The sequence below is a fragment of the Vibrio sp. S/42/10 genome (genome assembly GCF_029890535.1).
GTDB classification, from domain to species: domain Bacteria; phylum Pseudomonadota; class Gammaproteobacteria; order Enterobacterales; family Vibrionaceae; genus Vibrio; species Vibrio cyclitrophicus.
Window position 1 is genome coordinate 133,419 of record NZ_JAKMZC010000006.1, and the last position, 13,650, is coordinate 147,068.

At 44.5% G+C, this 13,650-nt stretch carries 12 protein-coding genes; 9 read left to right on the plus strand and 3 right to left on the minus strand.

Translation table 11 applies throughout. The annotated features are described in order from the left end of the window. Nucleotides 1-24 precede the first annotated feature (24 nt). The 3 genes from yqiA (at nucleotide 25) to parC (ending at nucleotide 5,012) form a co-directional block, all read left to right on the plus strand. The gene (yqiA, locus tag L8S15_RS09305; protein WP_010434674.1) at nucleotides 25-630 is read left to right on the plus strand and encodes an esterase YqiA; all 606 of its coding nucleotides are present in this window, start codon (nucleotides 25-27) and stop codon (nucleotides 628-630) included. Nucleotides 631-869: 239 nt separating this feature from the next. Further along, the gene (parE, locus tag L8S15_RS09310) at nucleotides 870-2,750 is read left to right on the plus strand and encodes a DNA topoisomerase IV subunit B (RefSeq protein WP_280572796.1); all 1,881 of its coding nucleotides are present in this window, start codon (nucleotides 870-872) and stop codon (nucleotides 2,748-2,750) included. 3 nt (nucleotides 2,751-2,753) lie between these two features. Continuing rightward, nucleotides 2,754-5,012, plus strand: coding sequence for a DNA topoisomerase IV subunit A (parC, locus tag L8S15_RS09315; protein ID WP_010434678.1), 2,259 nt, complete (start codon nucleotides 2,754-2,756; stop codon nucleotides 5,010-5,012). 123 nt (nucleotides 5,013-5,135) lie between these two features. Here parC and degS read toward each other — a convergent pair whose 3' ends face one another. The 3 genes from degS to zapG form a co-directional block, all read right to left on the minus strand. Further along, entirely contained in the window at nucleotides 5,136-6,200 is a 1,065-nt protein-coding gene (degS, locus tag L8S15_RS09320) for an outer membrane-stress sensor serine endopeptidase DegS (protein ID WP_010434680.1), read from the minus strand. A gap of 155 nt (nucleotides 6,201-6,355) precedes the next feature. Next, nucleotides 6,356-7,711: a DegQ family serine endoprotease gene (locus L8S15_RS09325; protein WP_010434682.1), complete on the minus strand. Its 1,356-nt coding sequence runs from the start codon at nucleotides 7,709-7,711 to the stop codon at nucleotides 6,356-6,358. A 126-nt stretch (nucleotides 7,712-7,837) separates the two neighbouring features. Then, on the minus strand, nucleotides 7,838-8,293 hold the full coding sequence (zapG, locus tag L8S15_RS09330; protein ID WP_010434684.1) for a Z-ring associated protein ZapG: 456 nt from the start codon (nucleotides 8,291-8,293) through the stop codon (nucleotides 7,838-7,840). 219 nt (nucleotides 8,294-8,512) lie between these two features. Here zapG and zapE point away from each other — a divergent pair, with 219 nt between their 5' ends. The 6 genes from zapE (at nucleotide 8,513) to L8S15_RS09360 (ending at nucleotide 13,618) form a co-directional block, all read left to right on the plus strand. Further along, nucleotides 8,513-9,616: a cell division protein ZapE gene (gene zapE, locus L8S15_RS09335; protein WP_010434686.1), complete on the plus strand. Its 1,104-nt coding sequence runs from the start codon at nucleotides 8,513-8,515 to the stop codon at nucleotides 9,614-9,616. Between the two features lie 247 nt (nucleotides 9,617-9,863). Beyond that, nucleotides 9,864-10,292 carry a 50S ribosomal protein L13 gene (gene rplM / locus L8S15_RS09340; RefSeq protein WP_010434689.1) on the plus strand — a complete coding sequence of 143 codons (429 nt, stop codon included), beginning with the start codon at nucleotides 9,864-9,866 and terminating at the stop codon, nucleotides 10,290-10,292. A 13-nt stretch (nucleotides 10,293-10,305) separates the two neighbouring features. Then, a complete protein-coding gene (rpsI, locus tag L8S15_RS09345; RefSeq protein WP_004740758.1) occupies nucleotides 10,306-10,698 on the plus strand; it encodes a 30S ribosomal protein S9 in 393 nt (130 codons plus the stop codon). 330 nt (nucleotides 10,699-11,028) lie between these two features. Beyond that, on the plus strand, nucleotides 11,029-11,619 hold the full coding sequence (gene petA / locus L8S15_RS09350; protein WP_010434692.1) for a ubiquinol-cytochrome c reductase iron-sulfur subunit: 591 nt from the start codon (nucleotides 11,029-11,031) through the stop codon (nucleotides 11,617-11,619). Then, a complete protein-coding gene (locus tag L8S15_RS09355) occupies nucleotides 11,619-12,884 on the plus strand; it encodes a cytochrome bc complex cytochrome b subunit (protein ID WP_009848941.1) in 1,266 nt (421 codons plus the stop codon). The genes petA and L8S15_RS09355 overlap by 1 nt, the downstream gene beginning before the upstream one ends. Further along, nucleotides 12,881-13,618: a cytochrome c1 gene (locus L8S15_RS09360; RefSeq protein ID WP_010434698.1), complete on the plus strand. Its 738-nt coding sequence runs from the start codon at nucleotides 12,881-12,883 to the stop codon at nucleotides 13,616-13,618. Before L8S15_RS09355 ends, L8S15_RS09360 begins: the two co-directional genes overlap by 4 nt. The last annotated feature ends 32 nt before the right edge of the window (nucleotides 13,619-13,650 follow it).

The following is a 13,650-nucleotide window of genomic DNA, read 5'->3' on the forward strand; positions in this document are numbered from 1 at the left end:
GATTATTGTTGTAGGAGGCTATTAATGTCCGGTTCTAATCAGCAAGTCGCTAAGCCATCATTGCTTCTCTATATTCATGGGTTTAACAGTTCATCTCGTTCTCATAAAGCGAATGTGATGGCTAATTACTGTGCGGAGCATCGGGCTGATATCAAAGTCGTCACTCCTCAACTGCCGAGTTTCCCTCAGCAAGCGGCACTTCATCTGCAACAGCTGGTGGAACAATATAAAGAGCAATATCAGATTGCATTGGTCGGTAGCTCATTGGGTGGCTATCTTTCAACATGGCTGAATAGTCATTATGGTTTTAAAGCGGTTGTTGTAAATCCAGCAGTGAAGCCGTATGAGCTTCTTGCCGACTATTTGGGTGAACAAGTAAACCCATACACACATGAGCGATATGTACTGGAAACAAAGCATATTGATGAACTGAAGGCGTTAGAGGTTCCGGCTCTTTCTCAGCCGAGTGATTTCTGGTTACTTCAGCAAACGGAAGATGAAGTTCTGGATTATCGACAAGCTGTCGAAAAGTACCAAGGTGCAACACAAACAATAGAAAAGGGTGGGGATCATAGCTTTGTTGATTTTGAGCGTTACCCACAACAAATCATTACTTTTTTAGATTTATAACCTGTTCCATTAACTGAGTAATTTTCTCTTGTTTGTCTGTTATTTCATCTATCAATGGTGAAATATCATAGTTTGATGTCTTAGTTTTTGAACTAGCTTGACATCATTACTCAGCTTCCAGACTATATTCCCCAATATTTCGCTCATTCGCTCTACTATGACGGTTCATAGTAATGATTCTGCTTTAGTGAAACTAGAGCCAGCGAACTGACGCAAACTTTTTGAGTAAACTCCGTATTATGACTGAACAATATAATGCAAAAGACCTCGAGGTACTTGAAGGTCTCGATCCGGTGCGACACCGCCCGGGAATGTATACCGAGACAGAAAGACCCAACCACCTTGCCCAAGAAGTCATTGATAACTCGGTCGATGAAGCATTAGCGGGACACGCTAAGAAAATCAAAGTTGTGCTTCATGCTGACCAATCGTTAGAAGTTACCGATGATGGCCGTGGTATGCCTGTTGATATCCACCCTGAAAAAGGGATCTCAGGTGTTGAGCTGATTTTAACTAAGCTCCACTCTGGCGGTAAATTCTCAAACAACAACTACAAGTTTTCTGGTGGTTTGCACGGTGTAGGTATCTCGGTCGTAAACGCGCTGTCAAAACGTGTTGAAGTAACGGTTCGTCGTGATGGTCAAGTGCATGAGATCGCCCTTGAAGGTGGTCATGCTGTTACTGACCTGACAGCGACAGGAACTTGTGGTCACCGCAATACTGGTACTACGGTGCATTTCTGGCCGGATCCAAAGTATTTCGATAGCTCTAAATTTTCGACACTTCGTCTTATCAATAACCTACGAGCAAAAGCGGTACTTTGCCCTGGTTTAGAAATTACCTTTGTTGATAAAGTTGGTGGTGAAGAGCATAAATGGTTCTATGAAGATGGTCTAAAAGACTATCTAGCTGAGGGCGTAAAAGGTTACACCTTATTGCCTGAAGACCCATATGTTGGTGAGTTCGTTGCTGAAACGGAAATGGCTAACTGGGCAATCATTTGGCAGCCAGAAGGCGGTGATATGATCACCGAGAGTTACGTGAACTTAGTACCAACCAAGCAAGGTGGTACGCACGTAAATGGTCTTCGTCAAGGTTTGCTTGATGCAATGCGTGAGTTCTGTGAATTCCGTAACCTACTACCACGTGGCGTTAAGCTAACGGGTGATGACATCTTCGATCGCTGTTCATACGTACTATCGGTGAAGATGCAAGATCCGCAGTTTGCTGGTCAAACAAAAGAGCGTCTATCTTCTCGTCAAACCGCAGCGTTTGTTTCTGGTGTTGTAAAAGATGCCTTCAGCCTATGGTTGAATGAAAAACCGCAACTGGCAGAGCAATTGGCTGAAGCTTGTATTGCCAATGCTCACCGCCGTATGCGCGCGAGTAAGAAAGTTGTTCGTAAAAAGATCGCATCTGGCCCAGCGTTGCCGGGTAAATTAACTGACTGCTCAGTTCAAGATTTAAGTCGCACCGAAATCTTCTTCGTGGAAGGGGATTCGGCGGGTGGTTCTGCTAAGCAAGCTCGTGATCGTGAGTTCCAAGCGGTAATGCCACTGCGTGGTAAAATCCTAAATACATGGGAAGTGTCAGCAGACCAAGTCTTGGCTTCACAAGAAGTACACGATATCTCGGTTGCTCTGGGTATCGACCCTGATAACGATGACTTGTCGGGCCTGCGTTACGGTAAGATCTGTATCCTTGCCGATGCGGACTCGGATGGTCTTCATATCGCGACACTGCTATGTGCACTGTTTACTCGCCATTTCCATGCTCTGGTTGAAGCGGGTCATATCTATGTGGCAATGCCTCCTCTGTATCGTATCGATTGCGGTAAAGAAGTGTTCTACGCACTCGATGACGCAGAGAAAGATGGTGTGCTTGAGCGACTATCGCAGAAGAAAGCCAAGATTAACGTGCAACGATTCAAAGGTCTGGGTGAAATGAACCCACTTCAGTTGCGTGAAACCACCATGGATCCAAACACTCGTCGCCTTGTTCAATTAACGATTGATGACAACGAAGCAACCAACGAGATGATGGACATGCTGCTTGGTAAGAAGCGTGCAGATGATCGCCGTACATGGCTACAGACTAACGGTGATATGGCCGAGGTATAATGGATGTCTAACGAAATTACATATGATGGTGTTGAACAACTGCCGATGCGCAAGTTCACTGAAGACGCCTATTTAAATTACTCAATGTACGTGATCATGGATCGTGCATTGCCATATATCGGTGATGGCTTAAAGCCAGTACAGCGTCGTATTATCTATGCGATGTCAGAACTCGGCTTATCAGCTGCATCGAAATATAAAAAATCAGCTCGTACCGTTGGTGACGTGTTAGGTAAGTATCACCCACACGGTGATTCTGCTTGTTACGAAGCGATGGTATTGATGGCACAACCTTTCTCTTACCGCTACCCATTGGTAGATGGTCAAGGTAACTGGGGTGCTCCGGATGACCCGAAATCGTTCGCTGCAATGCGTTATACCGAAGCGAAATTATCTAAGTTTGCTGAGGTTCTTCTAGGTGAGCTAGGTCAAGGCACCGTTGATTGGCAACCCAACTTTGATGGCACGATGAAAGAGCCTCAAATGTTGCCAGCTCGCCTGCCTCATATCCTGCTTAACGGCATCACTGGTATTGCGGTTGGTATGGCGACCGACATCCCCCCTCACAATGTCCGTGAAGTGGCGGATGCAGCGATTCATTTGATTGACACGCCGAAAGCAGAGCTTCCTGATGTGATGGGTTTCATTCAAGGCCCTGATTACCCGACAGAGGCTGAAATTATTTCGCCAAAGTCGGACATCGAAAAGATCTATCGCACTGGACGTGGCAGCATTAAGATGCGCGCGGTTTGGCACAAGGAAGGCTCTGATATTGTTATCACGGCTCTTCCTCATCAAGTGTCAGGTGCTAAGTTACTTGAGCAAATTGCTAACCAGATGCGCGCTAAGAAGCTGCCAATGGTTGACGACTTGCGTGATGAATCTGATCACGAGAACCCAACGCGTATCGTCGTGGTTCCTCGTTCGAACCGTATCGACTGTGATCAACTGATGAGTCACTTGTTCGCTTCGACGGATCTAGAGAAGAACTTCCGCGTTAACTTGAACATGATTGGTTTAGACAGTCGCCCTCAAGTTAAAGGCCTGGTTCAAATTCTGAAAGAGTGGATTGAGTTCCGCCGTACAACGGTTCGCCGCCGTCTTCAGTACCGTTTAGATAAAGTACTGGCACGTTTGCACATCTTAGAAGGTTTGCTTGCTGCTTATCTTAATATCGATGAAGTCATTGAGATCATTCGTACAGAAGACGAACCATGTCCTGTATTGATGAGCCGTTTCAATATTTCTGAAATTCAAGCCAATGCGATTCTTGATATTAAACTTCGTAACTTAGCTAAGTTAGAAGAGTTTAAGATTCGAGCTGAACAAGAAGAGCTTGAAGCTGAACGTGAAAAGCTTGAGAAGCTACTTGGTTCAGAGCGTCGCTTGAATACGCTGATCAAAAAAGAGATCCAAGCAGATGCGGATAAATACGGCGATGATCGTCGTTCTCCGTTGATTGAACGTGCTGAAGCGAAAGCGCTAACAGAACGCGACTTAGTACCAAGCGAGCCAATCACGGTTGTGTTGTCTGAGAAAGGTTGGATTCGTCATGCTAAAGGGCATGAAGTTGATGCTGAAGGCTTGAACTACAAATCTGGTGATAAATTCTTGGCGAGCGCTAAGGGTAAGAGTAACCAACAAGCGGTATTCCTGGGCAGTGATGGTCGAAGTTACTCCCTTGAGTCTCATTCATTACCGTCGGCTCGAAGCCAAGGTGAGCCTATTACAGGTCGCCTGAACGTCAGCCCTGGCACTTCGATTCGCCAAGTGGTGATGGGAGAGAATGAGCAGCTATGGTTAGTGGGTTCTGATGCTGGGTACGGTTTTGTTTGTAAAGGCAGTGATTTATTGTCTAAGAACAAGAGTGGTAAAGCGTTAGTTAACTTGCCACAAGCTTCTGAAGTGATGTTGCCAAGCCCGATTGCTGACTTGGATACTAACCAGATTCTGGCGATTACTAATCAAGGCCGCATGTTGTTGTTCCCGATTAAAGACCTACCTCAGTTGAGTAAAGGTAAGGGTAACAAGATCATCAACATTCCTTCTGCGAAAGCAAAAGAGCGTGAAGAGTTTGTCTCGCATTTAATGGCTATCCCTGAGAATGCAACGCTAACTATCTACGCGGGTAAACGTAAGCTTGGCTTGAAACCTGCAGATCTTGAAAACTTCCGTGGTGAGCGTGGCCGTCGTGGAGGGTTGCTGCCAAGAGGTCTACAGCGAGTGACTCGCATCGATATCGAAGCTCCTAGCGAATCATAAAGACGTTTGTTCTAGGTTCTCGTGACTAGATAAAAGAAAACCCAGCCTGAGAGCTGGGTTTTTTGTATCTATGTTCTTTTCTATGCGTACTTTAGTGGTTTGAATCTAGCGCCATGATTCGCTCTACAAGCGAGTATCTTCCGCTATCGTAACCTTGAGAGTTTTGTTCTCTCCTTGGCGCAATATACCAACCTCAATCACCGTACCCGGTCGAAGATCAGTAACAATATCCATCACGCTCTGTCTCCCGTTAATTTGGGTATTATTGATACTGATAATTATATCTTGTGCTTCAAAACCAGCATCTGCTGCAGGGCCGTTCGGGTCAATGCCTAATACGACAATGCCACCAATGTTCTTATTGCCAAGTAAGCGTGACGTTACTGAGTTGATGTCTTGCCCGTCAATACCAATGTAGCCACGAATTACACGACCATCTGCAATGATCTTTTCCATGATTTTATTAGCCAGTGGGTAGGGGATAGCAAATGAAATCCCGTAGGTTTCCATGTCTGTGGCTTGCTGGAAAGACGCGGTATTGATACCGACTAGTTCGCCTTGTGAGTTGACGAGTGCTCCCCCTGAGTTACCTTCATTGATCGCAGCATCGGTTTGGATAAAGGCTTGATGGCCGTCAGCACTGATCGAAGATCGGCCCGTAGCTGAGATAATGCCAAAAGTGGTCGTTTGACCTAGGTTGTATGGGTTACCGATCGCCAGAACCACATCACCGACATTGGCCTTGTAACTTGGATTGAGTGGAATCACGGGTAGGTTGTCACCACTGACTCTAAGTATTGCGATATCGGTGCGTTTATCAGAACCGACTAATTGCGCGGCAGCGACTCGTCCATCTTGAAGTGCTACTACAATTTGGTCAGCTTGAGCTACAACGTGGAAGTTGGTAATGATGTAGCCTTTTTCGCTGACAATGACTCCTGACCCTAAGCCTTGAGTCAGCAGTTTGTTGCGATCGCTCTCTGCGTATTTACGGCTATAGATATTCACAACAGCAGGTGCTGCACGGCGTACTGCTTGGTTAAATGAAATCTGAAGAGAGGCGATATTATCCACTTTAGGGGTGGTGACGTCAGAAACAATGCCTGATCTTAAACTCGGAAATGCGAGAAGAATAAGCGCCGCTGAAACAAGTCCAAGGGAAATAGAACGAAATAGAAAGGACAGCATGTTTCCCTCTTCAACAAGTAAGGTACGAAGCCATCAGCGAATGGATGACTTAATTACAAGTGAAGCATAGCATTTTGATTCATCTAAAGAAAAGGGAGACTGAGTAAGTTTCAAGCAAACTTATGCGGCCTCCCTTTGGTTATACTGACAAATTATTAACGAATGACTAGGTAGATAGTTCTATTTCCTCGTTGGATATTCAATGCCAATACGCCAGGTTGTTTCTCTAAAATATCTCTGAACTGCGCAAGGTTCTTAACCGTTTGGCGGTTTACGCCGATGATGATGTCATCTTTCAGAAGCTGGTAGGCTTCTGCTGGTGAGCCTTTAGCCACATTTGATACCTTCACTCCTGTAGCTGCATCGCTATCGTTAGTGTTGGTCAACTCAGCACCCGCAAGTCCTTCATGGAGCTTTTCAGCTTGTGTTTTGTTATTGGTTGATTCGCCTAACGTGACATCAAAGGTTTTGCTTTTTCCGTCACGAACGATTCCAAGCTCAATTTGCTTACCTGCACCGAGAGTGGCCACTTTGGCTCTTAATTCGCTAAAGGTATCAATGCGTTTACCATTGATAGAGGTAATTATATCACCCGCTTTCAGGCCTGCTTTATCTGCTGCGCTGTCTGGTACAATTTGGCTAACAAACGCACCTTTACTTGATTCATAACCGAGCGCCTCTGCTAATTCAGAGGTCACTTCTCCACCTTGAACTCCCAACATACCGCGCTTCACTTCACCGAAATCGAGAATCTGTTCTGTCAGGTTTTTCATCATATTAGACGGGATGGCAAAACCGATACCGACATTGCCTCCGTTAGGGCCAAGAATGGCGGTGTTGATACCAATCAGTTCACCGTTAAGGTTGACTAGCGCGCCACCAGAGTTACCACTATTGATCGCGGCATCGGTTTGAATGAAGTTTTCAAAGTTCTCAAGGTTTAAGCCGCTTCTTCCTAGGGCCGATACGATACCTGATGTGACAGTTTGCCCGAGTCCAAATGGGTTACCGATAGCCACGCTAAAATCACCGACTCTTAATTGATCTGAGTCTGCGAGTTTTATCTGGGTTAGGTTCTTGGCTTCCTCTAATTTCAGAAGCGCAATATCAGACATTTGGTCGCCACCGATGAGTTCGGCATCATATTCTCGACCATCATGAAGTTTCACTTTGATATCGTCGGCGCCATTAATTACGTGATAGTTGGTGACGATATGGCCTTTTTTAGCGTCAATGATGACACCCGACCCCAAACCTCGGAACGGTCGCTCTCGAGTTTGCTCTGGGCCAAAAAAGAATTGGAATTGTTCAGGGATTTGCTGACGTTGTACTTGTTTGCCTTCTACAGCAATACTAACCACTGCGGGGGTAACTTGCTCAAGCATAGGAGCTAGGCTAGGTAATTGTTCATTACCCACACTTAGGGGAAGTGCGGCTGTCGCTTGAATTGGCGTGATGATTGAACTTAAGCTTAAAGTCAGTACCGATAAAGCAAGCAAAGGTTTTTTCATCATAAACTCCTCTCTAGTTAAGGTCTTAGCCTTCTCATATTTGCTATAGATATGAGAAATTTCAAATGACCTGAGTGAAAGTTATGACTCAAAAACCTTTGTAAAGTTCACAGAAGTATTAAATGTTTACGATGCTTTTGCTGTAACGACATCCGGAGCATCAATAATTTCTTTCTTCTGCTCAGTAAATAACCCCGTTGCGCCATTGGCGTAATCTTTGGGTTGTTCCTCAAGTGTTGCCTCTTTAACAGAAGCTTTATCTTGTGGCTTGTCTGAGTGTGCAGCCGCTGTTTTCACAAATGGATTGTCTTGCTCAGGTAGATTAGGGATGAGTTCTGAGCTCGTTTTTTCCATGTGCTGATACAGTTTCGTGTAGTCCTTACCTAAGGTATCCAGCATTTCTGCTGATTTCGCAAAGTGGTCAGCCAGCTCTTGTCGCTGTTGCTCAAGGGCAAACTTTGCGCTATCTAATTCTTTCTGTACGTTCTTTTGTTTTTTGTATTCAGGTGTCATGAGACGAGAAATAGCGACCCCTAAAATAACTCCGACTAGTAAACCGGCAACGGCATACATCCAAGGCATAACAGCTCCTTATTATTGTTTTTTAACATGTTTGTTACTGCTTAGTTACACGTGGTACGGCTCCATGGTACTATGAGAAAGCCGCAGTATAAAGAGAAATGCGTGTGCGCTAGTTAGCAGTTTAGTGCTGCTTTATTCGCCGTATGGCATTAACTCTAGAATTGTTTAGGCTCATTTTTCTTCGCTGTCTGATATTGCTTTCATTGTGGAAATGTCGTCATGAATCCCATTAAAAAATACGAACAAGATATAAAAGAACATGGATTTCAAAGAGATCCAGCACAAGAGCAAGCCGTTAAATCTTTAGATGAACTCTTTCATCAGTTCCAAGAATATATGAATACTCCTATTCCTGAGCTGACTCGATTTCAGAAGCTACTAGGGAAAAAAGTTCAATCACCGAAACCACCCAAAGGTCTCTATTTTTGGGGCGGTGTAGGGCGCGGTAAGACGTATTTAATGGATACGTTCTATGATGCCTTACCGACCACAAATAAAATGCGAGTTCACTTTCACCGTTTTATGTATCGCGTGCATGATGAGTTGAAAGCATTAGGTAATGTGAGCGATCCATTGCCTTTGGTGGCAGATAAGCTAAAAGAAGAAGCGGACATTATCTGTTTCGATGAGTTTTTTGTTTCGGACATTACGGATGCAATGATTCTAGGGACTTTGTTCCAAGAACTTTTCGCACGAAACGTTATTTTAGTCGCGACCTCAAATATCCCACCTGCAGATTTGTATCGCAATGGTTTGCAGCGCGCGCGATTCTTACCTGCAATCAAGCTTATTCAAGACAACTGTCACATTCTTAATGTCGATAGCGGGATCGATTATCGACTGCGTACTTTAGAGCAAGCTGAAATCTATCATTACCCATTAGATAGCCAAGCGAATATCAATCTTGAAAAGTACTACGCACAGTTGGTGGGCGAAGATAAACAGAAGTTAAAGCAAATAGAGGTTAACCATCGTCAATTAGACGTAATAGAAGCAAGTGACGGCGTTCTACATGGAACCTTTGCTCAGCTTTGTCAGTCGGCCCGTAGCCAGAATGACTATATTGAACTGTCTAAGGTTTATCACACGGTATTATTGGCAAATGTTTTGCAAATGGGTTCCACCTCAGATGACGCGGCACGACGCTTTATTGCGTTAGTCGATGAGTTCTACGAGCGCAATGTTAAACTGATAATTTCAGCAGAGGTTGAGCTAGAAAGTTTGTATACTCATGGTCAGCTGGAGTTTGAATTTAAACGTTGTCAGTCGCGCTTAATCGAAATGCAGAGCCACGAATATTTGGCAAAAGAACACTTAAGTTAGCTTTGATTATCTCGAATAAGAAAGAGAATTAAAAAAATCGTGATTTTGTTCAAAAAGAGGTGATTTTTTCTTCGCTCTTCTCTATAATCCTGCGACCTACCGTTACTGCGGGCCTCTAGCGATGAGTAAAATCACGTTATGCCAAGAGTTTTCCAACACTCGAAGGGGTGATGAATGGTAACTCTTAGACAGTGGGAGTACGCGAGTATTCCTTAAGTGTAAATTTTTTAAATAGGTAATTATTAGCATGAAAACTTTCGTTGCTAAACCAGAAACTGTAAAACGCGACTGGTATGTTGTAGACGCTGAAGGCAAAACTCTTGGCCGTCTAGCAAGTGAAATCGCTTCTCGCCTACGCGGCAAGCATAAAGCAGAATACACTCCTCACGTAGACACTGGTGATTACATCATCGTTGTTAACGCTGAGAAAGTTGCTGTAACTGGTAACAAAGCTAAGGGTAAGGTTTACTACCGTCACTCTGAGTTCCCAGGTGGTCTTAAAACTATCACTTTTGAAAAGCTAATTGCTAAGAAACCAGAAATGGTTCTTGAACTAGCAGTTAAAGGTATGCTTCCACGTGGTCCTCTAGGCCGCGCGATGTACCGTAAGCTTAAAGTGTACGCTGGTACTGAGCACAACCATGTTGCTCAACAGCCACAAGTACTAGACATCTAAGGGGATTATGAAAATGGCAGAGAATCAATACTACGGCACTGGTCGTCGCAAAAGCTCAGCAGCTCGTGTTTTCATCAAACCAGGCTCTGGTGAGATCGTAATCAACAAGCGTAGCCTTGATGTTTACTTCGGTCGTCCAACTTCTCGTATGGTTGTTAAGCAACCTCTTGAGCTAGTTGAACTAACTGAGAAACTTGACCTTTACATCACTGTTTCTGGTGGTGGTATTTCTGGTCAAGCTGGCGCAATCCGCCACGGTATCACTCGCGCTCTTATGGAGTACGATGAAACTCTACGTCCTGCTCTACGTGCAGCTGGCTACGTTACTCGTGACGCTCGTTGCGTTGAACGTAAGAAAGTTGGTCTACGTAAAGCACGTCGTAAACCTCAATTCTCTAAGCGTTAATTTTTCTTTACGAAAAAGTACACGCTCCCAGTTTTACGACTGGAATTGTGGTTCAAAGCTCGGCTATATGCCGGGCTTTTTGTTTTTATACCCCCTCTAAACGCTTTCCCTCCCTCGTTTTATTTCCAAATTCTTATATTTTGAAAGCTTTTGTAACCCAATGTGCGCTTTGCCTCATGATTGTTACAAAAAGGTAGCTTTATCTTGTCAAAAAGTAGGGTTTTATTTATCATTTGCCGTCAATAAATAGAACTAAATACATATTTTGTTAGCCATGCTCTTTATTCGGAATTATTTCAATCCATAAGGAGCAAATGGGAGAATGTTTGGATGAGCAACGCGCCTTTAAATAACGGTCGCAGGCGTTTCTTAACCGCAACAACAGCCGTTGTTGGTGGTTTAGGAGCAGCTGCTGTAGCCGTGCCTTTTATTAAATCATGGAATCCGAGTGCTAAGGCGAAAGCTGCAGGCGCCCCGGTGGAAGTGGAAGTCAGTAAGTTAGAACCGGGACAAATGGTTCGTGTCGAGTGGCAAGGTAAGCCTGTATGGGTTGTACGCCGAGCTGAATCGGTACTAGAAAACCTAAAAGCGATCGGTGGTCAACTTCGTGACCCTCAATCTGAAGCTGAACAACAACCTGAATACGCACAGAACGAGTTCCGTTCGATTAAGCCGGAATTCTTCGTTGCTGTTGGTTTCTGTACGCACTTAGGTTGTTCTCCAACTTACCTACCGGATTCTTTTGCAGAACAAGTTCAGGGTGTTAAGTCTGGTTTCTTCTGTCCTTGTCATGGTTCAAAGTTTGATATGGCAGGTCGAGTATTCCAAGGCGTACCAGCTCCATTGAACCTTGTTGTACCAAAGCATATGTATTTGAGTGACACTAAGATCATGATCGGTGTGGACGAGGGAGACGCGTAATGCAAGGATTGCTTGATTGGGTAGAGAAACGTCTACCTGCGATGAATGCTTATAAAAAGCATTTATCTGAATACCCAATGCCTAAGAACTTTAACTTTTGGTACCTTTTCGGTTCTTTAGCAATGTTGGTACTGGTTAACCAAATCCTTACGGGTATTTGGTTAACAATGAACTACGTACCGTCTGGTGAAGGTGCGTTCGCTTCTGTTGAATACATCATGCGTGATGTAGAATACGGTTGGTTACTGCGTTACATGCACTCAACGGGTGCTTCGGCATTCTTCGTGGTTATCTACCTGCACATGTTCCGTGGTTTAATCTACGGTTCATACCAAAAACCTCGTGAGCTACTTTGGATCTTCGGTATGTTGATCTTTTTAGTGCTTATGGCTGAAGCTTTCATGGGTTACTTACTACCATGGGGTCAAATGTCTTACTGGGGTGCTCAGGTAATCATATCTCTGTTTGGTGCAATCCCAGTTATTGGTGATGACCTAACGCTTTGGATCCGTGGTGACTACATCATCTCTGGTGCAACGCTGAACCGTTTCTTCGCACTGCACGTTATCGCTTTACCAATCGTACTATTGCTGCTTATCGTACTTCACGTACTAGCACTGCACGAAGTAGGTTCGAATAACCCTGACGGTATCGAAACCAAGCTTCCTAAAGGTACGATGGGCGACGACTACAAGACTCAGTTCCCATTCCACAAGGATTACACTAAGAAATACGACATCATTGACTCTATTCCTTTCCACCCATACGGGACGGTAAAAGATATGGTTGGTGTTGCTGGCTTCCTATTCTTGTTCTGTTACGTGCTGTTCTTTAACCCAGAAATGGGTGGGTACTTCCTTGAGCCGCCAAACTTTGAAGCTGCAAACCCACTGAAAACACCAGAGCACATTGCTCCAGTTTGGTACTTCACGCCGTTCTACGCTGTACTTCGTGCTGTTCCCGATAAGCTGTTAGGTGTAGTAGCAATGGGCGCCTCTATTGTCGTGCTCTTCCTACTACCTTGGTTCGATCGTTGTAAAGTGCGCTCTTACCGTTACCGTAGCAAACTGCATTTGATTAACATCATCCAATTCACAATAAGCTTTATTGCGCTTGGTGTCCTTGGTGCGCTTCCAGCGACGCCAACATACACGCTACTAGCTCAAATCTTTAGCTTAGGTTACTTCATGTTCTTCGTTCTGCTGTGGTTCTACAGTAAAAATGAAGCGACGAAACCATTACCAGAAAGGGTGACATTCAAATGAAAAAGTGGATTGTAATTTTATTTGCTATGTTGCCGTCACTGGCGATGGCAGCGGGTGCAAGCGTACCATTAGACAAAGCGAACAATGATTTAACAGACAAAGCCTCATTGCAAAATGGCGCTAAGATGTTCATGAACTATTGTTTCGCTTGTCACTCAACGCAGTACCAACGTTATGAGCGTGTTGCGAATGATTTAGAAATTCCTTTAGACCTAATGAAGGAAAACCTGATTTTCGACCCAGAAGTGAAAATTGGTAGTTTGATGGTTAATGCTATGCCTTCTGATCAAGCGGCTAGTTGGTTTGGTGCTCCGCCACCTGACTTAACTCTGGTTGCTCGTGTTCGTGGTGCAGATTGGCTATACACATATCTTCGTACTTTCTATGAAGACCCGTCTCGTCCATTTGGGGTGAACAACATCGTTTTCCCAAGTGTTGGTATGCCACATGTTCTTGAAGAGCTACAAGGAATCCCAACGCCAATCTACGATACTCACATGGTAGATGGTGAGGAAGTGAAGGTTGTTGTTGGCACTGAAACTGACGGTTCTGGTGAGCTAAGCACTGGTGAATACGATGAAGCGGTTCGCGACCTTGTAAACTTCCTTGTTTACTCGGGCGACCCGGTACAACTTGAGCGCCACGCTATGGGTTGGTGGGTAATGGCCTTCTTAGTAATCTTCACTATCATTGTGATTTTACTGAAGAAAGAGTATTGGCGTGATGTGCACTAATTGTGCTATAATACCGTGCTAATTCCCAAATT

Excerpts from the sequence above, each read along its gene's own strand:
- yqiA (WP_010434674.1), top strand. The coding sequence starts at position 25 with ATGTCCGGTTCTAATCAGCAAGTCGCTAAGCCATCATTGCTTCTCTAT.
- parE (WP_280572796.1), top strand. The coding sequence starts at position 870 with ATGACTGAACAATATAATGCAAAAGACCTCGAGGTACTTGAAGGTCTC.
- parC (WP_010434678.1), top strand. The coding sequence starts at position 2,754 with ATGTCTAACGAAATTACATATGATGGTGTTGAACAACTGCCGATGCGC.
- degS (WP_010434680.1), bottom strand. The coding sequence starts at position 6,200 with ATGCTGTCCTTTCTATTTCGTTCTATTTCCCTTGGACTTGTTTCAGCG.
- L8S15_RS09325 (WP_010434682.1), bottom strand. The coding sequence starts at position 7,711 with ATGAAAAAACCTTTGCTTGCTTTATCGGTACTGACTTTAAGCTTAAGT.
- zapG (WP_010434684.1), bottom strand. The coding sequence starts at position 8,293 with ATGCCTTGGATGTATGCCGTTGCCGGTTTACTAGTCGGAGTTATTTTA.
- zapE (WP_010434686.1), top strand. The coding sequence starts at position 8,513 with ATGAATCCCATTAAAAAATACGAACAAGATATAAAAGAACATGGATTT.
- rplM (WP_010434689.1), top strand. The coding sequence starts at position 9,864 with ATGAAAACTTTCGTTGCTAAACCAGAAACTGTAAAACGCGACTGGTAT.
- rpsI (WP_004740758.1), top strand. The coding sequence starts at position 10,306 with ATGGCAGAGAATCAATACTACGGCACTGGTCGTCGCAAAAGCTCAGCA.
- petA (WP_010434692.1), top strand. The coding sequence starts at position 11,029 with ATGAGCAACGCGCCTTTAAATAACGGTCGCAGGCGTTTCTTAACCGCA.
- L8S15_RS09355 (WP_009848941.1), top strand. The coding sequence starts at position 11,619 with ATGCAAGGATTGCTTGATTGGGTAGAGAAACGTCTACCTGCGATGAAT.
- L8S15_RS09360 (WP_010434698.1), top strand. The coding sequence starts at position 12,881 with ATGAAAAAGTGGATTGTAATTTTATTTGCTATGTTGCCGTCACTGGCG.